Origin of the sequence: Mycobacterium shimoidei (assembly GCF_900417275.1) — a bacterium.
In the GTDB taxonomy this organism is placed as follows: Bacteria; Actinomycetota; Actinomycetes; order Mycobacteriales; family Mycobacteriaceae; genus Mycobacterium; species Mycobacterium shimoidei.
In genome coordinates, this window is sequence record NZ_UEGW01000001.1 from 1,073,556 (window position 1) to 1,099,357 (window position 25,802).

Below are 25,802 nucleotides of genomic sequence, written 5' to 3' on the forward strand. Positions count from 1 at the left end.
TACGTTGCGGTTATGGATGTCCACGCCGGCAGGTTGTCAGCAGTGCTCGCGGTGGTCTTGTTGGTTTGCAGTCTCGGGTCGGCTCCGCTGGCCCGCGCCGACACGAGATGCGCCCCGCCGGGGCTGCAAAGCGCGACCGAGTTGCCGCCGAAACTGTCGACCGCCAAGCGTCCGCGGGAGGATAAGTACACGACCGAGAACGTGGAGCCGCTGAGTTCGGTGGACGTCAGGTCGTTGGGTCTCATCACCCCGGGAACCCTGACCGTCGGCACCCTGTCGGAGGCTCCGCCCAACGTCTGCATCAACGCCAACGGCCAGTTCAGCGGTTTCGACAACGAGCTGCTGCGCGCCATCGCCGCCAAGCTGGGCTTGCGGGTGCGATTCGTCGGCACCGAGTTCTCGGGTCTGCTGGCCCAAGTCGCCAGCCACCGTTTCGACGTCGGCTCGGCGTCGATCATGGCCACCGACGCGCGGCGGCGCACGGTCAGCTTCACCAATGGCTACGACTTCGGCTATGCCGCGCTTGTCGTCCAGCCCGGTTCACCGATCACCGGATTCGATGACCTGGCGCCCGGTCAGCGCATCGGCGTCGTTCAAGGCACCGTGCAGGACGCCTACATCGTGGAGACCCTGCATCTGCAGCCGGTGAAATTCCCCGACCTCACCACCGCGTATGCGAGCCTGAAGACCCGCCAGATCGACGCGTGGGTTGCCGGCGGGCTGGAGGCGATGAACGCGGTGCGGCCCGGCGGCCCCGCGGTGATCGTCGCCAACACCTTCAGCGAGGGCGATTTCGTGGCCTACGCGGTCGCGAAGGAAAACCGGCCGCTGATCGCTGCGCTGAACTCGGGGCTGGACGCCGTCATCGCCGACGCCACCTGGTCCGCCCTGTACTCCGAGTGGGTTCCCCGACCGCTACCACCGGACTGGAAGCCGGGGTCGAAAGAGGCGCTGACCCCGCACCTGCCGGACTTCGCCAGGATCGCCGAGCATCATCACCGGCCTAAGGCCGGACCGCCCGTGCCCACGTCCACGCTGGCCCAGCTGCGGGAATCCTTCCTCGACTGGGAGATGTACAAGCGAGCCATCCCGCTGCTGTTCAAGACCGGCTTGCCCAACACCTTGCTCCTGACCGTCAGCGCCAGTGTCATCGGCCTGGCGGTCGGGATGATGCTGGCGGTGGCCGGGATCTCACGCTCGCGGTGGTTGCGTTGGCCGGCGAGGGTGTACACCGACATCTTCCGCGGCCTGCCCGAAGTGGTGATCATTTTGCTGATAGGCCTTGGCGTGGGGCCGATCGTCGGCGGCTTGACCAACAACAATCCGTATCCGCTGGGGATCGTCGCGCTGGGGTTGACGGCTGCGGCCTATGTGGGCGAGATCTTCCGCGCCGGTATCCAAAGCGTCGAGCCCGGCCAGCTGGAAGCCTCTCGCGCGCTGGGCCTCAGTTATCGGTCCTCGATGCGGCTGGTGGTAGTGCCGCAGGGCATTCGCCGGGTGCTGCCGGCATTGGTCAACCAGTTCATCGCATTGCTGAAAGGCTCGGCGCTGGTGTACTTCCTGGGCCTGATCGCCGGTCAGCGGGAGCTGTTCCAGGTGGGCCGTGACCTCAATGCACAGACCGGCAGCCTGTCGCCGTTGGTGGCCGCCGGAATCTTCTATCTGGCGTTGACCATCCCGCTGACCCACCTGGTGAACTACGTCGACAAACGGCTACGGCAGGGGCGCGCACCGGCTGAGCCGGAGGACCCGCTGGACCGCATCGCATCGGCAACCGGACAGGAGATGACGTGACCGAGGGCCAGGACCGTCCGCCGCCGGTATCGTTGGCGGGCAAGGAAATTCGTCTGTCATTCGGTCGGAACACCGTGCTGCGCGGGGTCGACATCGACGTGCCGGCAGGCACCACCGTGGCTGTGATCGGGCCGTCAGGTTCGGGTAAGTCGACGTTGCTTCGGACCCTGAACCGCTTGCATGAACCCGACAGCGGCGATGTCCTGCTCGACGGCCGGTCGGTGCTCGGTGACGACCCCAACCAGTTGCGCCAGCGCATCGGGATGGTGTTCCAGCACTTCAACCTGTTCCCGCATCGCAGTGTGCTGGACAACGTCATGCTCGCGCCACGCAAGCTCAAGCGGCTGCCGGCCGAGGCCGCGCGGCAACAGGCGTTGGCGCAGCTGGACCGAGTCGGCATGAAACACAAGGCGCACAGCCGCCCGAGCGCGTTGTCCGGCGGCCAGCAGCAACGGGTGGCGATCGCCCGCGCGCTGGCGATGGCCCCGCAGGTCATGCTGTTCGACGAGGCGACCTCAGCGCTGGACCCGGAACTCGTCAAGGGCATCCTGGCGTTGATCGCCGAACTGGGCGAGGAGGGCATGACGATGGTCGTCGTCACCCATGAAATGGGTTTCGCCAGGTCGACGGCCGATTCCGTCGTCTTCATGGATCACGGCGCGGTGGTGGAAACCGGCGCGCCCGACCAGATATTCGAATCGGCGGAAACCGAGCGGCTCCAGCGGTTTCTCTCCCAAGTGCTGTAACGCTGGAAAACGGTTTTCGGGTGGCCATGGGGCTATCCGGTTAGACTGGCGAATTATGGCGGAACGTGAAGCCACCGTGCCAGAGGTGACACAGCTGGCTGAGGGTCTACACCGAACGCTATCGAAACTCTTTTCCATCTTGCGCCGCGGTGACCCCAGCGCCGGTGCGGCTGCTGCCGGCGAGCTGACCCTGGCGCAGTTGTCGATCTTGGTGACACTGCTCGACCAGGGCCCGATCCGGATGACCGATCTGGCCGCGCACGAACGGGTTCGCACACCCACCACCACCGTGGCGATTCGACGGCTGGAGAAGATCGGCCTGGTGAAGCGGTCGCGTGACCCGTCCGACCTACGCGCTGTGCTGGTCGATATCACTCCGCGCGGCTTGGCCGTTCACCGTGAGTCGCTGGCCAACCGGATTTCCGCGCTGGCCGGGATGCTCAGCCAGCTCAGCGAGGCCGACCTGGAAACCCTGACCAAGGCGCTCACGCCGCTGGAGCGGTTGGCGGCCCGTGAGCCGGCTCCTCCTGCGGCACCACCCCAGCAAGAGCAGGCGTGAAGGCCGTAGCGCGGCAACGACTTCGCTGATGCCCAGCGCACTCATCACCGGCGCCGGCCGAGGTATCGGGGCCGCGATAGCCACCGCGTTGGCCACCACGCACACCTTGTTGCTGGCGGGCCGGCCCTCTGATCGGTTGAATGCCGTTGCGCGCCGCCTGAATGCGACGACGCTACCGTTGGAGTTGACCGACGCCGAGGCGATCCGCTCTGCCGCCTAGTCGATCACCGAGCTCGACGTGCTGGTGCACAACGCCGGTGTGTCCATGCCCGCTCACGTCGGCGAAAGCACGGTCGACCAGTGGCGCACCACTTTCGAGGTCAATGTGGTTGGAGCTGTGGCTGTTACGTTGGCGCTGCTGCCGGCGCTGCGGCGTTCCCGCGGCCAGGTGGTGTTCATCAATTCCGGCTCGGGGCGGGCGGTGTCACCCGGGATGGCGTCGTACTCGGCCAGCAAGTTTGCGTTGCGCGCGTTCGCTGATTCGCTACGCGCCGACGAATCCGCGCTGCGGGTCACCACCGTCTATCCCGGCCGCGTTGACACCGACATGCAGCGTGAGTTGGTCGCGTTCGAGGGCGGCGAGTACGACCCCACGCGGTTCCTGCGGCCGGAGACCGTCGCCGAAGTTGTCGCGAACGTGGTGGCCACCCCGCCCGACGGCCACGTCCACGAGGTGGTGATCCGCCAGCGCTAACCTCGCGCGAGCAGACCTTTTAGACGACGAGGTTCACCAGCCGGCCGGGTACCACGATGACCTTCTTCGGCTTGGCTCCCGACAGGAACGCCTGCACCTTTTCGTCGGCCAGCGCGGCGGCTTGCAGGGTGTCCGCGTCGGCGTCGGCGGCCACCACCACCTTGCCGCGTACCTTGCCGTTGACCTGCACCGGGTATTCGACGGTGTCGTCGACCAGATAGGCCGGGTCGGCCACCGGGAACGGTCCGTGCGCGAGGGAGGTGGTGTTGCCCAGCCGCTGCCACAACTCCTCGGCCACATGCGGCGCCAACGGCGCCAGCATCAGCACCAGCGGTTCGACCGCTGCGCGCGGCACCGCATCGCGGTAGGTCTTGGTCAGGTGATTGGTGTATTCGATCAGCTTGGCCACCGCTGTGTTATTCCGCAGCGCCGCATAGTCTTCGGAGACACCAGCAATGGTGCGATGCAGTGGCCGCAGCGTATCGGGTTGCAGCGCGGCATGATTGTCGACGCGGTTTTCGCCGGTCTGCTCGTCGACAACCAGCCGCCATACCCGCTGGAGAAACCGGTGCGCACCCACGACATCCTTGGTGGCCCAGGGCCGGGACGCCTCCAGTGGACCCATCGACATCTCGTAGACACGTAGCGTGTCGGCTCCGTAGTCGTCGCAGATCTCGTCGGGCGATATCGAATTCTTCAGGCTCTTACCGATTTTGCCGAATTCCTGAAAAACCTCGATCTCGCCGTCCGGTCCCGGGTAGAAGAACTTGCCGTCGCGTTCGATCACCTCGGCGGCCGGCACGTAGGAGCCGCGGGCATCGGTGTAGGCGAACGCCTGGATGTAGCCCTGGTTGACCAGCCGGCGGTACGGCTCGCGTGAGGTGACGTGGCCCAGGTCGTAGAGAACCTTGTGCCAGAACCGGGCGTACAGCAGGTGCAGCACGGCGTGCTCGACGCCGCCGACGTAAAGGTCGACACCCCCCGGGTCGTCCGGTCCGTGCTCGGCCGGTCGCGGACCCATCCAGTACGCCTCGTTCTCCTTGGCGCAGAACCGATCCGGGTTGTGCGGGTCAACGTAGCGCAACTCGTACCAGGAGCTGCCGGCCCACTGCGGCATCACGTTGGTGTCGCGGGTGTAGGACTTCAGCCCGTCGCCGAGGTCGAGCTCGACATGCACCCAATCGGTCGCCTTGGCCAGCGGCGGCGACGGTTCGCTATCGGCGTCGTCGGGGTCGAACAGCACCGGCGAGTAGTCCGGGACGTCGGGCAGCTCCACCGGCAACGCGGACTCGTCCAGCGCGTGCGGCCGTCCGTCCTCGTCGTAAACGATCGGAAACGGCTCACCCCAATATCGCTGCCGCGCGAACAGCCAGTCCCGCAACTTGTACTCGACGCGGGCCCAGCCGCGCCCCTCGGATTCCAGCCGCGCGGTGATGGCCTCCTTGGCCGTGGCGACGTCCATCCCGTCGAGATAGTCAGAGTTCACCAGCACGCCGTCACCGGTGTGGGCGGCCTGGGAAATGTCGCCGCCGGTAATGACTTCGACGATCGGCAGGCCGAGCTCGCGGGCGAACTCCCAGTCCCGCTGATCATGGCCCGGTACCGCCATGATCGCCCCGGTGCCGTAGCCGACCAGCACATAGTCGGCGATGAAAATCGGCACCTGTTGGCCGTTGGCCGGGTTGATGGCGTAGTTGCCAAGGAACACACCGGTTTTCGCCTTGTTTTCCTGGCGTTCCAAATCAGATTTGGCCGCGATGGCCTTGCGGTAGGCGGCAACGGCGGCAACGGGTGTGCCCGCTCCGAACGTCCAGCGCGGGTCCACGCCGGCCGGCCAATCGGCGGCGGCCAGCCGGTCGACCAGCTCATGCTCGGGGGCAAGTACCAGATAGGTGGCGCCGAACAGGGTGTCGGGTCGGGTGGTGAAGACCTCGATATCGCCGGCAGGGCTGCTGAACAGCGCGGCTGCTCCGGTGGAGCGACCGATCCAGTTGCGCTGCATGGTCTTGACCTTCTCCGGCCAGTCCAGCAGCTCGAGGTCGTCGAGCAACCGCTCAGCGTAGGCGGTGATCCGCATCATCCACTGCCGCAACCGTTTCCGGAACACCGGAAAGTTGCCGCGGTCACTACGCCCGTCGGCGGTGACCTCTTCGTTGGCCAGCACGGTGCCCAGGCCCGGACACCAGTTGACCATCGAATCTGCCTGATACACCAGTCTGTGACTATCGATCACGTCGGCCCGCTCACCGGCGGACAACGTCGACCAATCCCGCCCGTCATCTAAAGTCCGCGCGCCAGATTCGAATTCCGCGATCAGCTCGGCGATGGGCCGAGCCTTGTTGGCGTCGACATCGAACCAGGCATTGTAGATCTGCAGGAAAATCCACTGCGTCCACTTGTAGAACTCGACGTCAGTGGTGGAAAAGCTTCGTCGGGCGTCATGGCCGAAACCGAGCCGGCCCAGCTGACGCCGGAAGTTGACGATGTTGGCCTCGGTGCGTTCACGCGGGTGGGTGCCGGTTTGCACCGCGTACTGCTCGGCGGGCAAACCGAAAGCATCGAAACCCAGCGCGTGCAGCACATTATGGCCCGTCATCCGAAAGTAGCGGGCGTACACATCGGTGGCGATATAGCCCAGCGGGTGGCCGACGTGCAGACCCTCCCCCGATGGATAGGGGAACATGTCCTGGACGAACATCTTGTCCTCGGGCACCGTCGAGCCGTCCGTCGGCGCCAGCGACCCGACCGGGTTGGCCACGTTGAACGTTCCCCACCTGGCCCAGTTGTCCTGCCAGGTCTGTTCGATGTGACGGGCCAGCTCCGCGGTGTAGCGGTACCGCGGCACTTCGGAGTCGGGCTCGATCGGGGATTCGGTCACTTGCACAGGGTATAAGGGCCACGCTCGGCCCCTGCCGGCCACGAGATGGTCTCGGTTCCGTCGCGGACCGATCAGAGGTTCATTCCAGGTCTATTCCAGGTCTATTCCAAGCCTGGCTGCGCCCGTCGCCCCTGGTTACAGTCGCCGTCAAGGCCGCACCGTTGGGAAGGACCGACTCTCATGATGCAGATCGCCCGCAGCTTGCGGGTACTGGTGGCAAGCACTGCTGTCGGTGTCGTGGGGCTGGTGGGATTTGCCTGCGCGACCGCAGCTGCAGACCCGGTGTTCTCCCCCGCGCCCACCCCCGCACCCGTTCCCACGCCGCCTTACGCGTCGCCGAACACCCTGGGCTACGTCGGCAGCGCCATCCCGGGTGCAGCTCCGTCGGCGCCGAGCCAAGTTGCTGCGCCCCTGCCCGTGGCGGCGCCGGCACCACCGACGATCGTCCCGGCCACCAGCGGAACGCTGCGCGAATACTTCGACAGCAATGGCGTCAAACTCGAACCGCAACAACCACAGAACTTGAAAGCGCTCGATATCACCCTGCCGCTGCCGCCGCGTTGGACGCCGGTACCCGACCCCAACGTGCCTGACGCGTTCGCGGTCATCGCCGACCGCTCGCCCACCCGCAATAGCCTGTACACGTCGAACGCGCAGGTCGTGGTGTACAAGTTGATCGGCAACTTCGACCCGCGCGAGGCCATCACCCACGGGTTCGTCGACAGCCAGCAACTGCCGGCGTGGCAGACCACCAACGCCAGCCTGGCCGACTTCTGCGGGTTCCCGTCGTCGGTCATCGAAGGCACATACCGCCAGAACGATATGACGCTCAACACATCTCGGCGCCATGTCATTGCCGCCGCCGGACCCGACCAGTATCTGGTGTCGCTGGCGGTGACGACCGGTGTCACCCAAGCCGTCGCCGACGCGCCGGCCACCGACGCGATTGTCAACGGGTTCCGGGTGAGTGTGCCCGGTGCCGCTTCGGCCACCACGCCACCGGCACCTGCCGTGCCGTCCGCACCCGCTGCCGGCATGCCCGGCCTGGCCCCGCTGCCGCACGTCCCGGGAGTCCCTCCCGCCGCGCACTGACTTTCGGTGCCTCGTATCGTGATCCCATGCTGATCGCGGGAGTCGTCTGCCTGTGTGCAGCGCTCGTGTCTGGCGTGCTCGGGTTGCGGTCGTTGTCGAGGTCGGGTGCTGCCGACGACCCGCAATGGGTCACGCGTTCGATTGCGCCGACTCAGCTTGCCGCGGCGGTCATGCTCACGGCCGGCGGTGCGGTGGCGCTGGCCGGGCCGCACCGGGCAGCCGTCGTGCTGGTCGGTGTCTGCGTCGCAGGCGCGGTGGGCACCGTGGCCGTGGGGTCGTGGCAGAGCGCACGGTATGCGCTGCGTCGTGAAGCGGCCGCAGCACACTGCGCGGGCGACTGCGCGAGCTGCACCTTGCCCTGCCGCTGACAGCTGGCAACGAATTCAGTTGCGGCTGAGATCGATCGGGTGGGTGGCGAGCAGGGACAGCGGTAGCGGCTGGCGTCGCAGCACCCGGCCCCACAGATCCACCCGGGGCGGCACCAAAACGTCAGACGGCAATGCCGACAACACAATCCAGTCGTCGCGCTCGATCTCGCCCTCGAGCTGCCCGATTGTCCACCCCGAGTACCCGGCAAAGATCCGCACACCTTCGACCAGCGGGGCTATCGCATCGGGATCCGCGCCGAGATCGACCATCGCCAATCGGCCGGCCACGTGCCGCAGGCCCGGTATACCGTCCGGCTCGACGCCGACCCGCAGCACCGACAAGCACAGCGCCGCGTCACGTTTCACCGGCCCGCCGATGAACATCGTTTTGGGCTTGGCCGCCAGCTTCGCCCACTGGGGCAGCACGTTGTAGACGGCGGTCTCGCTGGGTCGGTTGAGCACCACCCCCAAGGTGCCGCCCTCGTTGTGCTCGACGATGTAGATCACGCTGCGGCGAAAGGTCGGCTCCAGAAGATCGATGTTGGCCAGCAGCAGGGTGCCCGCCCGCACCCGGTGCGCGGTGGGGGCGACATAGTCCTCGGGATCTTCGTGCTGCGCCACCAGACCATCATCGCATCCACGCGAGGTCGACGTGGCTAACAAGCCGCGCGCTGTTCGATATTTGTAGTCTGGTTTTTCGGGGTCTCAGGCGCGGCGGTAGGCCGCCTGGCCGCACCGTGGAAGTAGGTCCAGTGACTCACACCCGCCCGTCCGTCGCGGTCTGGCGGTCGCTGCGCAGTCTGCGCGATTTCCAGCGGCTGCTGGAGCTGCGCGCCGTGAGCCAGTTCGGTGACGGCCTCTTCCAGGCGGGTCTGGCGGGGGCCTTGTTGTTCAATCCGGAACGTGCCGCCAGCCCGCTGGCGATCGCAAGCGCGTTCGCGGTGCTGTTCCTGCCCTACTCCCTGCTGGGCCCGTTCGCCGGCGCGCTGTTGGATCACTGGGATCGCCGGCTGGTCCTGGTCGGCGCGAACCTGGGCCGGCTGGGGTCGGTGGGTGCGGTCGCGGGCCTGTTGGCCCTCGGGACGAGTGACCCGGCCGTCTTGTGCGGCGCTCTGATCGTCAACGGCTTCGGGCGGTTCGTCTCCTCCGGTTTGTCGGCGGCGCTGCCGCACCTGGTGCCGCGCGAAGAGGTGGTGACGATGAATTCGATCGCCACCGCGGTGGGCGCGGTCGCGGCGTTCGCGGGCGCGAACTTCATGTTGGTGCCACGCTGGCTTTTCGGCAGCGGCGACCACGGAGCAGCCGCCATCATCACTCTGGCGATGGTCCCGGTCTCGATCGCGCTGCTGCTGTCACTGCGGTTCGCTGCCCGCGTCCTCGGGCCCGACGACACCAAACGTGCCATTCACGGATCGGTCCTCTACCTGGTGGTCACCGGGTGGCTGCACGGCGCGCGCACCACGCTGGCCCGCCCAACGGTGACCGCGACCCTGGCCGGGCTGGCGACCCATCGCATGGTGTTCGGGGTCAACACGCTGCTGGTGCTGCTGTTGGTCCGCCACACCGGTGGCGTGTCCGTCGGTGGGCTCGGTAGTGCGGTGTTGTTCGTCGCCGCGGCGGGCGCCGGCTCGTTTCTGGCCAACGCCTTGACCCCGATCGTGGTGCGGCGATGGGGACGCTACACCGCGGCCAACGGCGCATTGGCGATTGCGGCGGGCATCCAGGTCGCCGGGGTTGGCCTGCATGTGCCGGTGATGGTGGTGTGCGGATTCTTCCTCGCCGTGGCCGGACAGGTGGTCAAGTTGTGCACCGATACCGCGATGCAAGTCGATGTCGACGACGCGCTGCGCGGACATGTCTTCGCGGTGCAGGACTCGGTGTTCTGGGTCTCGTTCATCGTGGCGGTCACCGTGGCGGCGATCGTCATACCCGCCGACGGGCATGCCCCCGGGTTGGTGCTGGCCGGGTCACTGCTCTACCTGGGCGGGCTCGCCGTACACGCGTTCGTCGGTCGGCGGCGATAACTCATCAGAACTGGAAGAACGGCGATATCCCGATCAAGAATCCGTTCCACAGGGCTGACCAGAGGTCCACTTCTGCGCTGTCGATGGTCCAGTACGTGGTTAGACCGTCCATCAGCGGGGTCGCGGAGTCGACCTCCTCCGGCGTCAAACCCAGATACGCCAGATGCTCGGTAAAAAGCCCGCCCATGTTGGCGCCGTCATCCCAATTCGCCCAGCCGTCCCCGGTGAGGGTATAGACATCCGTCGGATAAAAATTATTGGGGGTCACCTCGCCCAGCACCGAACCCGCGTGGTTCAGCTGAATGTAGGCGATCATGGGCTCTCGCATCCATTCTGGAAGCCAGTCTATGAACTCGTTGAGAAATCCTCCATGAGCCGACGCGCTGTCGCCCACCAGAATGAAATGCAAAGCGTCCGAGGGTATGCCGTAGTCGTATAGGTCGTCCTGAACCATTCCGCCCACCACGGCCGCCTGCGAGTAACCGAATATGTAAAGCGGATCGTCTACGCTGAATTCCCCAGCGTCCCAGCGGCTTTGGACCGCATCTATCAGAATGTTCGAGGCATCCCTGACGCTCGCATCCAGGTTATAGGTTTCCGGTACCTGAAGCCACGTCGGGGTGCCGTCGAAACCGTGCGGCTGGAGATACAAGGTGTTCGTTACATCGAGCCATTCTTGGTTTTCTGCCGGAATCATAACCAGCGCTTCGCTGGTCAATTCATAATCGGAATGACGAATATTTCCAAAGGTCGTCGAATACACCGCGGCGCCTGCCACCAATGGCGCCGCGAACGCTGCGGTAATCGCCGCCTTACTCATTACCTGTTCTCCGGTTCCGCGCGAGCTGACCCCATATAAATTCGCCAATGCTGTGCAGGAATGCGTGGCAGCGCACCAAAAAAAATCCCCCTGCTTCGCTAGTGCGGTCATCAACCTCCAGCGGGTGCAGAGAATACCAACACTTCGCTGGCGTGGGCCCGAATCGACAATTTCGGCGGCAGCCCGGGCGGAAGGCGGTGGCGCCAGCCGTTAGAGTACGCGCCATGGCCGGCGCAGCCGCGATAGTCGACGATCTGCGCGCTGAGAGCGATGAGCTCGACGCGCTGGTGGCGCCCCTTCCCGACGATCGATGGGCGGCTGCGACGCCCGCCCCGGGCTGGACGATTGCACACCAGATCGCCCACCTGCTGTGGACCGACCGCCTCGCGCTGACCGCCGTTACCGACGAAGCCGGCTTTGCCAAGGTGCTGGAGGAGGCGGCGGCCGACCCGACCGGCTTCGTCGACGCCGCCGCCGAAGAAGGCGCGGCCAGCGCACCCGCGCAGCTGCTCTCCGAGTGGCGCACCACCCGCGCCCGGCTGCATGACGAGTTGTTGGCCGTGCCCGACGGCCGCAAGCTGCCCTGGTTCGGGCCGCCGATGAGTGCGGCGTCGATGGCAACGGCGCGGTTGATGGAAACCTGGGCGCACGGTCTTGACGTCGCTGACGCCCTTGGCGTGACGCGCCGACCCACCGCGCGGCTACGGTCCATTGCGCACATCGGCGTGCGGACCCGCGACTACGCGTTCACCATCAACGGGCTGCCGCCGCCGACCGACCCGTTCTTCGTCGAGCTGCGGGCTCCAGACGGTGAACTGTGGACATGGGGTCCGCCGGATGCTGCTCAGCGGGTGACCGGTAGCGCCGAGGACTTCTGCTTTCTGGTCACGCAGCGCCGGCCGCGCGACACTCTGGACGTCTCCGCCGAAGGCGCCGACGCACAGCGCTGGCTGGAGATCGCGCAGGCTTTCGCCGGCCCACCGGGCCCTGGGCGATGAGCGCGCAGTCGCGCGCGAAGAGAGACAGGGCCCACCAACCCCGCCCTGGGCGATAGGGGCTGCGTCGAAAGCAGCTTTGCTGCAAGTGTTTTCGCGTAACTCGACGGCTACAGCTCGGTGGCGCCGTCGGCGGTGCCGTCGCCATCGGTGTCGGTGAGCCGGACGTTCCACCGGCCGTCGCCGTCGGTGTCGACATATCCCGTCACGCCGGTCTCGTCGGCACACATCACCTGATCGGCCAGTCCGTTGCCGTCGGTGTCGAGCAGCCGGTCGTCGATCTGACCGTCGCCGTCGAAGTCGACCATCGGCCCGCCGGTCTGCTCGACACCGTCGAGGCCGAACCAACGCAGTTGTCCGCCTTTACTTCCTGGCTCCGCCGCTACCGACCACGTCCCGGTGCCGTTGTCGGTGAAGTAGCTTTCCGGCGTGCCGTCGTTGTCGAGGTCCAGCACGGCGTGGTCGGCGATCCCGTCGCCGTCGAAGTCGGCCAACGCGTCGTCGCGCAGGCCGTCGCCGTCGAAGTCCAAGCCGATCGCCTCGAAGCGCCCGTCACCGTCGAGGTCGAGGTCGGGCTGACCATCCCAGATCCGTGCCGCGCCGTCCCCGACGCCCAAGCAATACTCCATGCTGGTCAGACGCGGCGCCGTCGTTAACGGTTCCCGCGCGCTTTCCACCAGGCCAGCAGTTCGGCCGTCGCCTCCTCGCGGGACAGCGGTCCGCGGTCCATCCGGAGCTCCTTCAGATAGTTCCAGGCCTCACCGACCTGCGGGCCGGGCGGAATGTCCAGCAACTTCATGATCTCGTGGCCGTCCAGGTCTGGCCGGACCCGCTGCAGGTCTTCCTTGACGGCCAACTCGGCGATTCGTGCCTCGAGCTCGTCGTAATTGGCCTGCAGCCGGGCCGCGCGCCGCTTGTTGCGGGTGGTGCAGTCGGCCCGAACCAGCTTGTGCAGTTTGGGCAGCAGCGGACCGGCGTCGGTGACGTAGCGGCGCACCGCCGAATCGGTCCACTTGCCGTCCCCGTAGCCGTGGAAGCGCAGATGCAGATACACCAGTTGCGAGACGTCGTCGATCATCTGCTTGGAGTACTTCAACGCCCGTAACCGCTTGCGGGCCATCTTGGCGCCCACCACCTCGTGGTGGTGAAAACTCACGCCGCCGTCCGGCTCGTGGCGGCGGGTGGCGGGTTTGCCGATGTCGTGCAACAACGCCGCCCAGCGCAGCACCAAATCGGGGCCCTCATCCTCGAGGTCAATCGCCTGCCGCAGCACGGTCAGCGAATGCCGGTAGACATCTTTGTGCTGGTGGTGTTCGTCGATGGCCATCTGCATGCCGCCGACTTCGGGGAGCACGACTTCACCCATGCCGGTTTGCACCAGCAGCTCGATCCCGGCGACGGGGTCGTCACCGAGCAGCAGCTTGTCCAGCTCGGCGGCCACCCGTTCGGCAGTGATACGCCCGAGCTCCGGCGCCATCTCGACGATCGCCTCGCGCACCCGCGGGGCGATGCTGAACCCGAGTTGCGAAACGAACCGGGCGGCACGCAGCATCCGCAATGGGTCGTCGCCGAAGGACTCCGACGGCGTCGCGGGAGTGTCGAGCACCCCGGCGCGAAGCGCCGCCAAACCCCCTAGGGGGTCGACGAATTCGCCCAGTCCGTCGGCGTTGACGCGCACCGCCATCGCGTTGACCGTGAAATCGCGGCGCACCAGATCCTCCTCGAGGCGGTCACCGAAGCAAACCTCCGGATTGCGCGACACCCGGTCGTAGCGGTCGGCCCGGAAGGTGGTGATCTCCAAGCGGTGATCGCCCTTGCCCACACCGACGGTGCCGAACTCGATCCCGGTGTCCCAGAGCGCATCGGCCCACGGCCGCACGATTTGCTGCACCTGCTCGGGATGCGCGTCGGTCGTGAAATCCAAATCGGGGCTCAGCCGCTGCAGCAGCGCATCGCGCACCGAACCGCCCACGAGATACAGCTCGTGACCGGACGCGGCGAACAACGAGCCGAGTTCGCGCAACAGGTCGGCATACCTGTTCAGCGCAACGGCGGCCGCGGTCAGCAGGTCGGCGTCCTGGGCAGTGTCGGGCACGTTCGATGAGCCTAGTCGTGCGACGATGCGGCCGGATACGGCCGCGGAGGAGCACGACCATCGAACACAGTCGTGCGACGATGCGGCCGGGCCGATGGCGCAGGAGCACAACAATCCAGCACCAATCGTGCGCCAGCGGCGAGTACGTCCGGAGGGGCTTGGTCGTGCCAGCTACTATCGCTTGGGTGTCGGACGGCGAACAAGCCCAACCACGCCGGCGCCGCAATCGACGTAGGAGCCGGCGCCGTGCCGGGCCGCCCGAAATCCGCACTCAGAACGGAAAAGTCGACGGCAAAGCCACCGGCTCGGCTAAATCGGGCCGTTCCCGCTCCGGCAAACGTGGTCCCGAGCGCTTGCGTACCGTGCACGAAACATCCGCGGGCGGGCTGGTTATCGCCGGCATCGACGGGCCACGCGAGGACCAGGTTGCCGCGCTCATCGGTCGTGTCGATCGCCGCGGCCGCATGCTGTGGTCGTTGCCCAAGGGGCACATCGAACTCGGCGAAACTGCCGAGCAGACCGCGATCCGGGAAGTCGCCGAGGAGACCGGAATTCGGGGCAGCGTGCTGGCCGCGCTCGGCAGCATCGACTACTGGTTTGTCACCGACGGGCGGCGGGTGCACAAGACCGTGCATCACTACCTGATGCGGTGCTCGGGCGGGGAGTTGTCCGATGAAGACCTCGAGGTCGCCGAGGTGGCGTGGGTGCCGATCCGTGATCTGGCGTCCAGGCTGGCCTACGCCGACGAACGGCGGCTCGCCGAGGTGGCCGACGAGCTGATCGACAAGCTGCAGACCGACGGACCGGCCGCGTTGCCACCGTTGCCGCCCACTTCGCCGCGACGGCGGCCGCAGACGCATTCCCGCGCCCACCACCGTCGCCGCGACGACAACCTGCCGGGCGCGAAGAACGGTCGCGGTCCAGGGCCGTGAGAACGCCGCGGCTGTTCCCAGTGGCGACCCGCTGCGCCCGGCTTCGCCGCGCTTGCGATCGCCACGGGCGGGCCGGGCTGCAGCGCCTCGCCATGGTGGCCGGCATCCTGGCTGGTCTAGGGGCCGTGCTTATTGTTCCCACCGTCGCGCCACCGGCCGTCGCGGGCGAGCCCGGCACGACCCCATTTGTGCAAATTCGAGTCGACCAGGTGACCCCTAACGTGGTCACCACCACCAGCGAGCCCGTCGTCTCCGTCACCGGAGTGGTGACCAACGTCGGCGACCGGCCGGTGCGCGACGTGATGGTCCGCCTCGAGCGAGCCACACCGGTGCACTCCTCGGCGGGTTTGCGTACCAACCTCGACGGCAGCACCGACCAATACCAGCCGATCGCGGATTTCCTCACGGTCGCGGGTGAACTGCAGCGCGGCCAGGTGGCCGGTTTCACGCTGTCGGCGCCGCTGCGTTCGGCGAACGGCCCGTCGCTGGGCATCGACGAGCCCGGGGTCTACCCGCTGCTGGTCAACGTCAACGGGACACCCGACTACGGGGAACCGGCCCGGCTGGACAACGCCCGCTTCCTGTTGCCGGTGGTGGGCGTGCCCGCCGACCCCACCGACACCTCCGCGGACGCGTTTTCCTCCGTCGTCGCACCCGACACCTCCAAGCCGGTACAGGTGACCATGCTGTGGCCGTTGGCGGACCGGCCGCGGTTGTCGCCGGGTGTGCCCGGCGGCACCATTCCGGTGCGGTTGATGGACGACGAGCTGGCGACATCGCTGGCCAACGGTGGCCGGCTGGACATTTTGTTGTCCGCCGCCGAGTTCGCGACCAGCGGCGAGGTCGATCCCGACGGTGCCGTCGGGCGTTCGCTGTGCTTGGCTGTCGACCCCGACCTTCTGGTCACCGTCAACGCGATGACCGGTGGCTACCTGGTGTCGGACTCCCCCGAAGCCATCGGCCCGGGCGCGCCCGCACACCCCGGCGCCGGTCAGGCCGCGGCGGCGGCCTGGCTGAACCGATTGCGCGCACTGGCGCACCGCATGTGCGTCGCGCCGGTTCCCTACGCACAGGCCGACCTCGACGTCGTGCAGCGGGTCGGCGACTCGGCCCTCAGCGCGACGGCGACCAGTAGCTCGAGCGACATCATCGACGAGATCCTTGGCATCAGCTCGGTTCGGGGCGCCACCTTGATCTCCGAAGGCGTGTTGACCCGCCGCACCGTAGACCTGCTGAGCCGCAACCCCAATACCCCCAATACCGTCGCGATCGCCGCGGCGCCCTGCGCCGCCGAAGACGACGCCGGCCGGCCCGCCACCGCGAACATCGCGCCGCGACGGATCTCGCCGCAGGTCGTCACCGCGCCGTTCGACCCGACCGTCGGCGCCGCGTTGGCGGCGGCGGGCAGCGATCCAGTCTCCCCGAATTACTTGGATGCGTCGCTGGCTGTCCGGCTACGACGCGACTCCGTGGCCGCGCGCCGTCAGGACGCTTTGGCGTCGATGCTGTGGCGCAGCCTGCAGCCCGAAGTCGAGCAGCGCGCCGAAATTCTGCTGCCGCCGGCGACCTGGACGTTGCAGTCCGATGACGCGGAAGCGGTGCTGAGCACGCTCGCCACCGCCATCCGCTCCGGGCTGGCAACGCCGCGACCGCTGCCCGCCCTGATCGCTGATGCTTCAAGCGTGCCGCCCGCAACCGGCGATCCTGACGACGTGGCGGCCGAACCTCCCAAACGCGGCCGGTTCGACAATGTGATCGTGGCCCAGATGAGCGGCGAGCTGGGCAGGCTGTGGAAGCTGGCCTCGGCGGTGACCACCGATACACGCACCGGCCTGACCGGCGTCAGCTACACCGCGCCGTTACGGGAAGACATGCTGCGTGCGGTCAGCCAATCCGAGCGCCCGGACACCCGCAATGGGTTGGCCCACCGGCGACTGGAGATCGTGGACACCACGATCAACGACCTGTTCGGTGCGGTCACGATCGTCAACCCGGGCGGCTCCTACACGCTGGCCACCGAGCACAGCCCGCTGCCGCTGGCACTGCATAACGGCCTGGCGGTCCCGATCCGGGTCCGGCTCCACGTCGACGCCCCGCCCGGCATGACCGTCACCGACCCCGGCGAAATCGAGCTGCCACCCGGCTATCTTCCGGTGCGAGTGCCGATCGAAGTCAACTTCACTCAGCGCGTCGCCGTCGACGTGTCGCTGAGCACCCCGGACGGTGTGCCGCTCGGCGACCCGGTGCGCCTGTCGGTGCACTCCAACGCCTACGGGAAGGTGCTGTTCGCGATCACGCTGACCGCCGCGGCGGTGCTGGTGACGCTGGCGGGACGACGGCTGTGGCACCGCTTCCGCGGCCAACCCGACCCGGCCGATCTCGACCGCCCGAAACCCGGCGGTGTCGACCTCACCGAAGACGCGCGCCCGATCGAGGAGCACCGGGTATGAATGCCGCCGGTCGGCGCGTGCCGCCGCCGGCGCACCGGCCGCGGCGACCGCTGCCCCCTCCCCAGTCGTCGCGGGTGACGCCTGCGCCACGTCCCGAGCTCTCCGACGCGGCCGTGGTGTCACGCTCCTGGGCGATGGCGTTCGCGACGCTGGTCAGCCGGCTCACCGGGTTCGCCCGCATCGTGCTGTTGGCGGCGATCCTGGGTGCGGCACTCTCCAGCGCCTTCTCGGTGGCCAATCAACTGCCGAACATGATCGCGGCTTTGGTCCTGGAAGCCACGTTCACGGCGATCTTCGTGCCGGTCCTCGCCCGGGCAGAGCAAGACGACGCCGACGGCGGCGCGGCATTTGTGCGCCGTCTCGTCACGCTGGCCACCACCGTGCTGTTGGTCACCACGCTGCTCTCGGTGGCGGCGGCGCCGCTGCTGGTGCGACTGATGCTGGGCCGCCAACCCCAAGTCAACGAGCCGCTCACCACCGCGTTCGCCTACCTGCTGTTGCCGCAGGTGATTTTCTACGGCCTGTCGTCGGTGTTCATGGCAATTCTCAACACGCGCAACGTGTTCGGGCCGCCGGCTTGGGCGCCCGTCGTCAACAACGTCGTCGCGATCGCCACACTGGCCGTCTATTTGGCGGTGCCCGGTCAGCTCTCCGTCGACCCGGTGCGGATGGGCAACGCCAAGTTGCTGGTGCTGGGCATCGGCACCACCCTGGGCGTCGTCGTGCAGGCTGCGGTACTGCTGGTCGCCGTGCGGCGCCAGCGCATCAGCCTTCGCCCGCTGTGGGGGATCGACGATCGGCTCAAACGCTTCGGGGCCATGGCCGCCGCGATGGTGTTCTACGTGCTGATCAGCCAGCTCGGCCTGGTGGTCGGCAACCAGATCGCCAGTACCGCAGCGGCGTCCGGGCCGGCGATCTACAACTACACCTGGCTGGTGCTGATGCTGCCGTTCGGCATGATCGGCGTGACGGTATTGACGGTGGTGATGCCACGGCTGAGCCGCAACGCGGCGGCCGACGACACCGAAGCCGTACTGGCCGACCTGTCGCTGGCTACCCGGCTGACCATGATCACGCTGATCCCGATCGTGGCATTCATGACAGTCGGCGGGCCCGCGATCGGCAGCGCGCTGTTCGCCTACGGTCGTTTCGGCGAGATCGACGCCGGCTATCTGGGCGCCGCGATCACCCTGTCGGCGTTCACGCTGATCCCATATTCGCTGGTGCTGTTGCAGCTGCGCGTTTTCTACGCCCGCGAGCAGCCGTGGATACCGATCGTGATCGTCCTTGTCATCACAACCGTCAAGATCGTCGGGTCGCTGCTCGCGCCCTATCTCACCGACGAATCGCAACTCGTCGCCGGTTACCTGGGCTTCGCCAACGGCCTGGGCTTCCTGGCCGGCGCCATCGTCGGCTACTACTTGCTGCGCAATGCGCTGCGCCCGCCACGAGGTCATCTGGTAGGCGCGGCGGAGGTGCGCACGGTGCTGGTGACGATCACCGGCTCGCTGCTGGCCGGACTGATCGCGCACGTCGTGGACCAATTGATGGGGCTGGAGGCGCTGACCAGCTACGGCGGCGGGGCGGGGTCGCTGCTGCGGCTTTTCGTGCTGGCGGTGATCATGGTGCCGATCATCGTCGTGATCATGCTGCGTGGCGAAGTACCGGAGGCGCACGCCGCGGTGGCCGCCTGCCGGCGCTGGCTCGGCGGCGGGAAACCTGGCGACGCCGGCAAGTTAGCCCCCGGTCGGGCTGCACGATCCGATCACCTGTCCGGCCGCGGCGCGGTCCCGTACCCTGAGCAGAGGAATTGGTCCGCGCCGGGGGGTCACCCGGTCGCCGAACCCATCCGGCGCGGGCCGGCGCGACACGTAGCCAGGACGGAACTCGGGAAAGGACCGGAGGTGACTGAGGGCCCACCGCACAGCACCTCCTCCAAGCCTGCGTCCGGCGCCGAGCCGTCGCCGCAGTCTCCGGACGACTTCCAGCCGGACGTTCCGGCCGATCGTCAGGTCGGCACGGTGTCGGCGGTCCCGCCTTCCGGGCCGGCGAACGGCGACCTGCCGGCGGGGTCGGCGCGCAGCTCCCGTGACCACGCGGCCGAGCCAGACCCGATCGACCCTCATGCCCCGCCGGTCGAACCGTCAGCGTCCCCCGATGACGCTCAGCTCGTGCCCGGCGCCAGCATCGCCGGGGGCCGCTACCGTCTGTTGGTTTTCCACGGTGGCGCACCGGCTTTGCAGTTCTGGCAAGCACTCGACACTGCCTTGGACCGCCAGGTGGCGCTCACGTTCGTCGATCCCGGCGGGACTCTGGGCGAGGCGGCTACCCGCGACATCTTGTCCCGCACCTTGCGGCTGAGCCAGATCGACAAACCCGGTATCGCCCGGGTGCTCGACGTCGTCAACACCGGTCACCACGGATTGGTGGTAGCCGAATGGATCCGCGGCGGCTCGCTGCAGGAGGTGGCCAACACGTCTCCGTCGGCGGTCGGCGCCGCCCGGGCCATGCAAACGCTTGCCGCCGCGGCCGAGGCGGCCCATCATGCCGGCGTCGCATTATCAATCGATCACCCCAGCCGGGTGCGGGTCAGCATCGAGGGCGACGTGGTGTTGGCGTTCCCGGCGTGCATGCCCAACGCCACCCCCGAAGCCGACATCCGCGGAATCGGCGCTGCGCTCTACGCGCTGCTGGTCAACCGGTGGCCATTGCCCGAGTCCGGGGTGCGCAGCGGCCTGGCACCGGCCGATCGTGATGCCGCCGGGCAGCCCATCGAACCTCGGGTGATCGATCGCGAGATTCCGTTCCAAATCTCTGCGGCCGCCACTCACTCCCTCAAAGGCGACGCTATCCGCAGTGCGGCAACGCTTTTGAACCTGTTGCAGCAGGCAACGGCGGTGGCTGACCGCACCGACTTGCTGACACCTGTCGACGAGGAAGAGCCGTCTCCCCCGCGGCCGGGCGTGGCCCGCTCGACGGGGCCGATCGACGAGGAAGCTCGGCTGCGGCGGCGACGCAACGTGATGATCGGGGTCGGCGCCGGTGTCGCCGTCATCGTGGTCGCGCTGCTGGTGCTGGCGTCGGTGCTCGGGCGAATCTTCGGTGACCTCAACGGCGGCCTGGACAAAGACCGGCTCGGCCTCAACTCCCCCTCGTCGAGCTCGTCGGCGGAAAGCAGCCCGGCGCCGTCGGGCAGCATCGTCAAACCCACCCGAGCCACCGTTTTCTCACCCGGCGGGGAGGCTGACAATCCGAGCCAGGCCGGGCAGGCGATCGACGGGAACCCGGCCACACTCTGGACCACTGACATTTACACCGACGCCGTGCCGTTCCCCAGCTTCAAGGACGGTGTGGGACTGCTGCTTCAGCTCCCCCAGCCCACCACTGTGGGCGCAGTTTCTGTCGACATCACCAGCACCGGCACCAAGATCCAGATCCGCTCGGCGCCGACCTCGAGCCCGGCCAAGCTGGAGGACACCACCGCGCTGACCCAGCCGACGCCGGTGCGTCCCGGCCACAACACCATCCAGGTCAATGCCTCAGCGCCGACGTCGAACCTGCTGGTGTGGATCTCCACGTTGGGCACCACCGACGGTAAAAGCGAAGCCGGAATATCCGAAATCACTGTGCAGGCAGCCTCCTGACGTATCCCGCCGGGTGAAGTGCCGCACGGCGGCTGTTTGGTTAGTGTCCGGCCGTGCAGCCAGGTGGCCGGATGCGGCGCGAATGCAGTGACGCCGAGCTGCTGGCCGCTCATGTCGCCGGTGACCGCTACGCCTTCGAGGAGCTGTTCATGCGCCACCGCCGCCGACTGCACCGTCTTGCGAGGCTCACCAGCGGAAGTGCTGAGGACGCCGACGATGCCCTCCAGGATGCGATGCTCTCGGTACATCGCGCGGCCGGCTCGTTTCGTCACGACGCGGCCGTGAGCAGTTGGCTGCACCGCATCGTGGTCAATGCGTGCCTGGATCGGTTGCGCCGCAACAGGTCTCATCTTGTCGCAGCGCTGGATGACAGCTATCCGGTAACCGATCGGACCACGCAGGTCGAAACTGCGATCATGGTGCAACGCGCGTTGATGCGCTTGCCGGTGGAGCAGCGCGCAGCTGTGGTGGCAGTCGACATGCACGGCTACTCCGTGGCCGACACCGCACGGCTACTCGGGGTTGCCCAAGGGACCGTGAAGAGCCGCTGTGCCCGCGCGAGGGCCCGCCTGGCGGCGGCGCTGGGCCACCTCGACACCGACGCCGCGCCGGCATAACGGACACTGGGGCCGATGAGTGCAGCAGACGACGCGGACTCCGGTCGCCGGCGCGTTGGCGTTGTGGGTGCCGCGCACGCCGCCCGCCCCGCGACCCGCCCGTTGCGGGCGCTCGCCGCGCTGGCCGGCCTGGCCGCGGTCGCGGTGGCCGTCGTGTGGGGTACCGCGGCGCTGATCAGCGCACCCGGCCCGGCTCCGAGCAGCCCCACCACTGCGGAGCACATCACCGTGTCGCGGCCGGCCACCACCATCCCGCTGTCGGACCCGCAGATCCTGGCCTTGCTCGGCCACGAGGCAGACTACGGTCCACTTGCCGATCCGCAACGCCGCGCGTCGTGTTTGAGCGGCCTCGGCTACCCACCGACGGTCCGGGTGCTGGCGGCCCAACCACTCGAGGTGAGCGGCCGGCCCGCGGTTTTGTTGGTGCTACCGGGTGACACACCCGGCACCATGACAGCGGTTGCCGTGGCATCGACCTGCAGCTCAGCGGACACCGGGTTATTGGCCGACAGACCGATCCAGCGACCGTAAGATACGCTGCGCCCGGCTGCGCCGCGCTGGCGACCGTCGAGGCTTCGGGAACACCACCGCCTACGCTGGCGTTCGAACTGTCTGACTCGTTGGAAGTATCCGAAAGGCTCGCATGACTGCCACCAGCACTGTTCACGACGTGATCATCATTGGCTCGGGGCCGGCCGGATACACCGCGGCCCTCTACACCGCCCGTGCGCAGCTGGCGCCACTGGTGTTCGAAGGAACATCATTCGGCGGCGCATTGATGACGACGACCGACGTGGAGAATTACCCCGGCTTCCGTGACGGCATCACCGGCCCGGAGTTGATGGACCAGATGCGCGAGCAAGCCCTCCGGTTCGGCGCCGACCTGCGGATGGAAGACGTCGAGTCGGTGTCGCTGGAGGGCCCGGTGAAATCGGTGGTCACGGCCGATGGGGAGACGCATCAAGCCCGAGCTGTCATCTTGGCGATGGGCGCGGCCGCGCGCTATCTGCATGTGCCCGGCGAGCAGGAGCTGCTCGGCCGCGGCGTGAGCTCATGTGCCACCTGCGACGGGTTCTTCTTCCGCGACCAGGACATCGCCGTGATCGGCGGTGGCGACTCGGCGATGGAAGAAGCCACGTTTTTGACCCGGTTCGCTCGCAGCGTGACGGTCGTGCACCGCCGCGACGAGTTCCGCGCCTCCAAGATCATGCTCAACCGTGCGCGCGCCAACGACAAGATCCGGTTCATCACCAACACCGTCGTGGTGGCCGTGGAAGGTGAAGACACGGTGACGGGCTTGCGGCTGCGCGACACCGTCACCGGTGAAGAATCCACCCTCGCCGTTACCGGGGTGTTCATCGCGATCGGCCATGACCCTCGCTCGGAGTTGGTCCGTGGGGCGGTAGATCTAGACCCGGACGGTTATGTGCTGGTGGAGGGCAGAACCACCCGTACGTCGCTGGATGGTGTGTTCGCTGCGGGCGACTTGGTGGACCGCGTCTACCGTCAGGCCGTTACCGCGGCCGGCACCGGCTGTGCTGCGGCGATCGACGCCGAACGGTGGCTGGCCGAGCATTCAGACGAATCCGCCGAAGCTGCACCGCCCAAGGCCACCGGAGCCGCCGGCAGCACTGAAATGATTGGAGCTCCCCGATGACCCACACCGAAAACACCGGCGCCCCTGTGGATGTCTCCGACGCTTCGTTTGCGACGGATGTGTTATCCAGCGATAAGCCTGTGCTGGTTGACTTTTGGGCTACATGGTGTGGCCCGTGCAAAATGGTCGCGCCTGTGCTGGCCGAAATCGCGGCCGAAAAGGCCGGGCACCTCACCGTCGCCAAACTCGACGTGGACGCCAACCCCGAAACAGCGCGGAACTTTCAGGTCGTCTCGATTCCTACGCTGATCTTGTTCAAGGGCGGTGAGCCGGTCAAGCGCATCGTGGGGGCCAAGGGCAAGGCCGCGCTGCTGCGCGAACTGTCCGACGTCTTCTGACCATCTGCCTGGGCTTTTCCCGAAACCGACAAGCGTCTGCGACAATACCGCCAAGCCTGTCAAGCAACGGCAGGGCTGTCGCACACTTGCTCACCGGAGGCCCTGGATGTCGACACCGCCTCGCGGCGCCGGCCAACCGCTGCGCCTTGGTGACCGCGCAGCAGCGGTCACCGAGATTCGGGCTGCGCTTGCCGCGCTGGGGCATCTGGAATCACCCGACGAAGACCTCACCACCGGAAAGCATGTCGCCCTTGATGTGTTCGACGAGGAACTCGACCGCGCGGTGCGGGCGTTTCAGCAACATCGGGGCCTGTTGGTGGACGGCGTCGTTGGCGAAGCGACGTATCGGGCACTGAAAGAGGCGTCCTACCGGCTGGGTGCGCGCACGCTGAGCCACCAGTTCGGCGCTCCGATGTACGGCGATGACGTGGCCACCCTGCAGGCCAGGTTGCAGGATCTGGGCTTCTACACCGGCCTGGTCGACGGATACTTCGGATTGCAGACGCACAACGCGTTGATGTCCTACCAGCGCGAGTACGGACTCTATGCCGACGGCATCTGCGGCCCGGAAACGTTGCGCTCCTTGTACTTTCTCAGTGCACGAGTCAGCGGCGGGTCCCTGCACGCCATCCGCGAAGAAGAGCAGGTCCGCCGATCCGGCCCGAAGCTGTCCGGCAAGCGGATCATCATCGATCCGGGTCGCGGCGGCGCCGATCACGGCCTGATCATGCAAGATGTCGAGGGCCCGATCAGCGAGGCAGATATCTTGTGGGACTTGGCAAGTCGGCTCGAGGGTCGGATGACCGCGATCGGGATGGAGACGTTCCTTTCCCGGCCGCCCAACAACAGTCCATCGGATGCCGAACGTGCCGCGGCGGCCAACACCGTCGGTGCCGACCTGATGATCAGCTTGCGCTGCGCCACCCATTCCAGTCCGGCCGCCAATGGCGTCGCTTCCTTTCACTTCGGTAATTCGCACGGCTCGGTGTCGACCATTGGCCGTATGCTTGCCGACTTCATCCAGCGAGAAGTGGTCGCGCGCACCGGTTTACGCGACTGCCGGACCCATGGCCGCACCTGGGATCTGCTGCGCCTGACCAGGATGCCTACTGTTCAGGTCGACATAGGCTATATCACCAACCCGGATGACCGCGGAATGCTGGTGAGGTCGCAGACACGCGACGCCATCGCCGAAGGGATCCTCGCCGCCGTGAAGCGGTTGTACCTGCTCGGCAAAAACGACCGTCCCACTGGGACTTTCACCTTCGCCGAACTGCTCGCTCACGAGTTGTCGGTGGAACAGGCGAGCCGACTCAGCGGTTCCTGATCGGGCACGCGCCTGCTTAGCGTTCCTGCAGGCCGGCCGCTTGTAGCTGGGCGTTCTCCAGAAGGCGGTCCAGCGCGGCTTCCACTTCGGCCTTCCAACCAAGACCCCTGTCCAGCTCCAGACGCAACCGGGGGAAATACCGGTGTGGGGCCACCACAGTGAATCCCACGTCACGCAGAAAGTCCGCGGCGATCACGCACCGGTCGACTGAGCAGTCACCGAGCGTCTCCAGAACCGGGGCCAACGCGGGGTCTGCGGTCGGCTCCTCGAGCAGTTCGGCCACGTCTTCGGTACGCCCGAACGCCTCCAGCGCCCGGACACCGCGGCGAACGAGTTCGTCGACGACTTGAGCGATGAGGTCGTACGGCAGGTCCTCCGCCCCGCGCCCCGGCTCGACTCCCATCGACGTCAGCAGCACCGCGTCGGCCGACACCGGCGCGGTGGGGAACCCGCGCGCCCGCGGCACCGCCCTCGGTGGGGCATACAGCACGTAGCCTAGGCACGGCGGTTCGCTGGGCCCGCACTCCGCTGGAACCGCCATGGCCACCTGTCCGCACGATCCCCACTCGAGCATCACCATCGACAACCAGGCTTCCTTCTCGAACACCGGGTCGGTGAGGTGATCGGCTTGTCCGAGGGTGGCCGGATCGACCTCCCAGTAAACGCACCGGCGGGCGTGCTTCGGCAACTGCTCGAAGGCGTCGAGCTGAAGCGGTGTGATTCGAGCAGACACTAGACTCCTAGGCCGCCGTGCGGTGCTGCCATTGATGAT

General features: G+C 67.1%; 21 protein-coding genes and 1 pseudogene. 16 read left to right on the plus strand and 6 right to left on the minus strand.

Annotated elements, in window-relative coordinates:
• Window positions 1–12: 12 nt before the first annotated feature.
• The 4 genes and pseudogenes from MSP7336_RS05230 to MSP7336_RS05245 all read left to right on the plus strand — a co-directional run bounded on the left by MSP7336_RS05230 (window position 13) and on the right by MSP7336_RS05245 (window position 3,793).
• Window positions 13–1,794 (plus strand): ABC transporter substrate-binding protein/permease, encoded by a 1,782-nt coding sequence (locus MSP7336_RS05230; RefSeq protein ID WP_181786563.1) that lies wholly within the window; start codon window positions 13–15, stop codon window positions 1,792–1,794.
• A 32-nt stretch (window positions 1,795–1,826) separates the two neighbouring features.
• The gene (locus tag MSP7336_RS05235) at window positions 1,827–2,540 is read left to right on the plus strand and encodes an amino acid ABC transporter ATP-binding protein (protein WP_220178584.1); all 714 of its coding nucleotides are present in this window, start codon (window positions 1,827–1,829) and stop codon (window positions 2,538–2,540) included.
• A 55-nt stretch (window positions 2,541–2,595) separates the two neighbouring features.
• Window positions 2,596–3,099, plus strand: coding sequence for a MarR family winged helix-turn-helix transcriptional regulator (locus tag MSP7336_RS05240; protein WP_069394103.1), 504 nt, complete (start codon window positions 2,596–2,598; stop codon window positions 3,097–3,099).
• 28 nt (window positions 3,100–3,127) lie between these two features.
• Window positions 3,128–3,793: pseudogene (locus tag MSP7336_RS05245) on the plus strand (SDR family oxidoreductase).
• 19 nt (window positions 3,794–3,812) lie between these two features.
• On the opposite strand, the gene leuS reads toward MSP7336_RS05245, so the two are convergent.
• On the minus strand, window positions 3,813–6,671 hold the full coding sequence (gene leuS / locus MSP7336_RS05250; protein WP_181786565.1) for a leucine--tRNA ligase: 2,859 nt from the start codon (window positions 6,669–6,671) through the stop codon (window positions 3,813–3,815).
• A 180-nt stretch (window positions 6,672–6,851) separates the two neighbouring features.
• Between leuS and MSP7336_RS05255 the strand changes: the two genes are divergently transcribed.
• On the plus strand, window positions 6,852–7,763 hold the full coding sequence (locus MSP7336_RS05255; protein WP_113963204.1) for an LpqN/LpqT family lipoprotein: 912 nt from the start codon (window positions 6,852–6,854) through the stop codon (window positions 7,761–7,763).
• A gap of 26 nt (window positions 7,764–7,789) precedes the next feature.
• The gene (locus tag MSP7336_RS05260) at window positions 7,790–8,131 is read left to right on the plus strand and encodes a hypothetical protein (protein ID WP_113963205.1); all 342 of its coding nucleotides are present in this window, start codon (window positions 7,790–7,792) and stop codon (window positions 8,129–8,131) included.
• Between the two features lie 15 nt (window positions 8,132–8,146).
• Here MSP7336_RS05260 and MSP7336_RS05265 read toward each other — a convergent pair whose 3' ends face one another.
• On the minus strand, window positions 8,147–8,755 hold the full coding sequence (locus MSP7336_RS05265) for a YqgE/AlgH family protein (protein WP_113964782.1): 609 nt from the start codon (window positions 8,753–8,755) through the stop codon (window positions 8,147–8,149).
• Window positions 8,756–8,868: 113 nt separating this feature from the next.
• On the opposite strand from MSP7336_RS05265, the gene MSP7336_RS05270 reads away from it, so the two are divergent.
• A complete protein-coding gene (locus MSP7336_RS05270) occupies window positions 8,869–10,155 on the plus strand; it encodes an MFS transporter (protein WP_113963206.1) in 1,287 nt (428 codons plus the stop codon).
• Window positions 10,156–10,159: 4 nt separating this feature from the next.
• Here the strand turns inward: MSP7336_RS05270 and MSP7336_RS05275 are convergent, their stop codons facing one another.
• Window positions 10,160–10,975: a PE-PPE domain-containing protein gene (locus tag MSP7336_RS05275; protein ID WP_069394097.1), complete on the minus strand. Its 816-nt coding sequence runs from the start codon at window positions 10,973–10,975 to the stop codon at window positions 10,160–10,162.
• A 224-nt stretch (window positions 10,976–11,199) separates the two neighbouring features.
• On the opposite strand from MSP7336_RS05275, the gene MSP7336_RS05280 reads away from it, so the two are divergent.
• Window positions 11,200–11,973 carry a TIGR03084 family metal-binding protein gene (locus tag MSP7336_RS05280; RefSeq protein ID WP_113963207.1) on the plus strand — a complete coding sequence of 258 codons (774 nt, stop codon included), beginning with the start codon at window positions 11,200–11,202 and terminating at the stop codon, window positions 11,971–11,973.
• Between the two features lie 107 nt (window positions 11,974–12,080).
• Here MSP7336_RS05280 and MSP7336_RS05285 read toward each other — a convergent pair whose 3' ends face one another.
• A complete protein-coding gene (locus MSP7336_RS05285; protein WP_113963208.1) occupies window positions 12,081–12,599 on the minus strand; it encodes a pullulanase in 519 nt (172 codons plus the stop codon).
• A 23-nt stretch (window positions 12,600–12,622) separates the two neighbouring features.
• Window positions 12,623–14,065 carry a CCA tRNA nucleotidyltransferase gene (locus MSP7336_RS05290; protein ID WP_069394094.1) on the minus strand — a complete coding sequence of 481 codons (1,443 nt, stop codon included), beginning with the start codon at window positions 14,063–14,065 and terminating at the stop codon, window positions 12,623–12,625.
• A gap of 185 nt (window positions 14,066–14,250) precedes the next feature.
• Between MSP7336_RS05290 and MSP7336_RS05295 the strand changes: the two genes are divergently transcribed.
• The 8 genes from MSP7336_RS05295 to MSP7336_RS05330 all read left to right on the plus strand — a co-directional run bounded on the left by MSP7336_RS05295 (window position 14,251) and on the right by MSP7336_RS05330 (window position 25,030).
• Complete coding sequence (locus MSP7336_RS05295; protein ID WP_069394093.1) at window positions 14,251–14,997, plus strand: NUDIX hydrolase; 747 nt, start codon at window positions 14,251–14,253, stop codon at window positions 14,995–14,997.
• A 92-nt stretch (window positions 14,998–15,089) separates the two neighbouring features.
• On the plus strand, window positions 15,090–17,447 hold the full coding sequence (locus MSP7336_RS05300) for a hypothetical protein (RefSeq protein ID WP_113963209.1): 2,358 nt from the start codon (window positions 15,090–15,092) through the stop codon (window positions 17,445–17,447).
• A complete protein-coding gene (gene murJ / locus MSP7336_RS05305; RefSeq protein WP_084226262.1) occupies window positions 17,444–21,091 on the plus strand; it encodes a murein biosynthesis integral membrane protein MurJ in 3,648 nt (1,215 codons plus the stop codon). The genes MSP7336_RS05300 and murJ overlap by 4 nt, the downstream gene beginning before the upstream one ends.
• A 71-nt stretch (window positions 21,092–21,162) precedes the next feature.
• Complete coding sequence (gene sigM / locus MSP7336_RS05310; protein ID WP_113963210.1) at window positions 21,163–21,708, plus strand: RNA polymerase sigma factor SigM; 546 nt, start codon at window positions 21,163–21,165, stop codon at window positions 21,706–21,708.
• A 15-nt stretch (window positions 21,709–21,723) separates the two neighbouring features.
• Window positions 21,724–22,239 carry a hypothetical protein gene (locus tag MSP7336_RS05315; RefSeq protein ID WP_113963211.1) on the plus strand — a complete coding sequence of 172 codons (516 nt, stop codon included), beginning with the start codon at window positions 21,724–21,726 and terminating at the stop codon, window positions 22,237–22,239.
• A gap of 112 nt (window positions 22,240–22,351) precedes the next feature.
• Entirely contained in the window at window positions 22,352–23,365 is a 1,014-nt protein-coding gene (trxB, locus tag MSP7336_RS05320; RefSeq protein WP_113963212.1) for a thioredoxin-disulfide reductase, read from the plus strand.
• Entirely contained in the window at window positions 23,362–23,703 is a 342-nt protein-coding gene (gene trxA, locus MSP7336_RS05325) for a thioredoxin (protein WP_069394089.1), read from the plus strand. Before trxB ends, trxA begins: the two co-directional genes overlap by 4 nt.
• 106 nt (window positions 23,704–23,809) lie before the next feature.
• The gene (locus tag MSP7336_RS05330; protein WP_069394088.1) at window positions 23,810–25,030 is read left to right on the plus strand and encodes an N-acetylmuramoyl-L-alanine amidase; all 1,221 of its coding nucleotides are present in this window, start codon (window positions 23,810–23,812) and stop codon (window positions 25,028–25,030) included.
• Between the two features lie 16 nt (window positions 25,031–25,046).
• Here the strand turns inward: MSP7336_RS05330 and MSP7336_RS05335 are convergent, their stop codons facing one another.
• Entirely contained in the window at window positions 25,047–25,763 is a 717-nt protein-coding gene (locus MSP7336_RS05335) for an acetyltransferase (protein WP_069394087.1), read from the minus strand.
• Between the last annotated feature and the right edge of the window lie 39 nt (window positions 25,764–25,802).

Excerpts from the sequence above, each read along its gene's own strand:
- MSP7336_RS05285 (WP_113963208.1), bottom strand. The coding sequence starts at position 12,599 with ATGGAGTATTGCTTGGGCGTCGGGGACGGCGCGGCACGGATCTGGGAT.
- MSP7336_RS05260 (WP_113963205.1), top strand. The coding sequence starts at position 7,790 with ATGCTGATCGCGGGAGTCGTCTGCCTGTGTGCAGCGCTCGTGTCTGGC.
- MSP7336_RS05240 (WP_069394103.1), top strand. The coding sequence starts at position 2,596 with ATGGCGGAACGTGAAGCCACCGTGCCAGAGGTGACACAGCTGGCTGAG.
- trxA (WP_069394089.1), top strand. The coding sequence starts at position 23,362 with ATGACCCACACCGAAAACACCGGCGCCCCTGTGGATGTCTCCGACGCT.
- MSP7336_RS05315 (WP_113963211.1), top strand. The coding sequence starts at position 21,724 with ATGAGTGCAGCAGACGACGCGGACTCCGGTCGCCGGCGCGTTGGCGTT.
- trxB (WP_113963212.1), top strand. The coding sequence starts at position 22,352 with ATGACTGCCACCAGCACTGTTCACGACGTGATCATCATTGGCTCGGGG.
- MSP7336_RS05275 (WP_069394097.1), bottom strand. The coding sequence starts at position 10,975 with ATGAGTAAGGCGGCGATTACCGCAGCGTTCGCGGCGCCATTGGTGGCA.
- MSP7336_RS05300 (WP_113963209.1), top strand. The coding sequence starts at position 15,090 with ATGGTGGCCGGCATCCTGGCTGGTCTAGGGGCCGTGCTTATTGTTCCC.
- sigM (WP_113963210.1), top strand. The coding sequence starts at position 21,163 with ATGCGGCGCGAATGCAGTGACGCCGAGCTGCTGGCCGCTCATGTCGCC.
- MSP7336_RS05230 (WP_181786563.1), top strand. The coding sequence starts at position 13 with ATGGATGTCCACGCCGGCAGGTTGTCAGCAGTGCTCGCGGTGGTCTTG.
- MSP7336_RS05255 (WP_113963204.1), top strand. The coding sequence starts at position 6,852 with ATGATGCAGATCGCCCGCAGCTTGCGGGTACTGGTGGCAAGCACTGCT.
- murJ (WP_084226262.1), top strand. The coding sequence starts at position 17,444 with ATGAATGCCGCCGGTCGGCGCGTGCCGCCGCCGGCGCACCGGCCGCGG.
- MSP7336_RS05280 (WP_113963207.1), top strand. The coding sequence starts at position 11,200 with ATGGCCGGCGCAGCCGCGATAGTCGACGATCTGCGCGCTGAGAGCGAT.
- MSP7336_RS05330 (WP_069394088.1), top strand. The coding sequence starts at position 23,810 with ATGTCGACACCGCCTCGCGGCGCCGGCCAACCGCTGCGCCTTGGTGAC.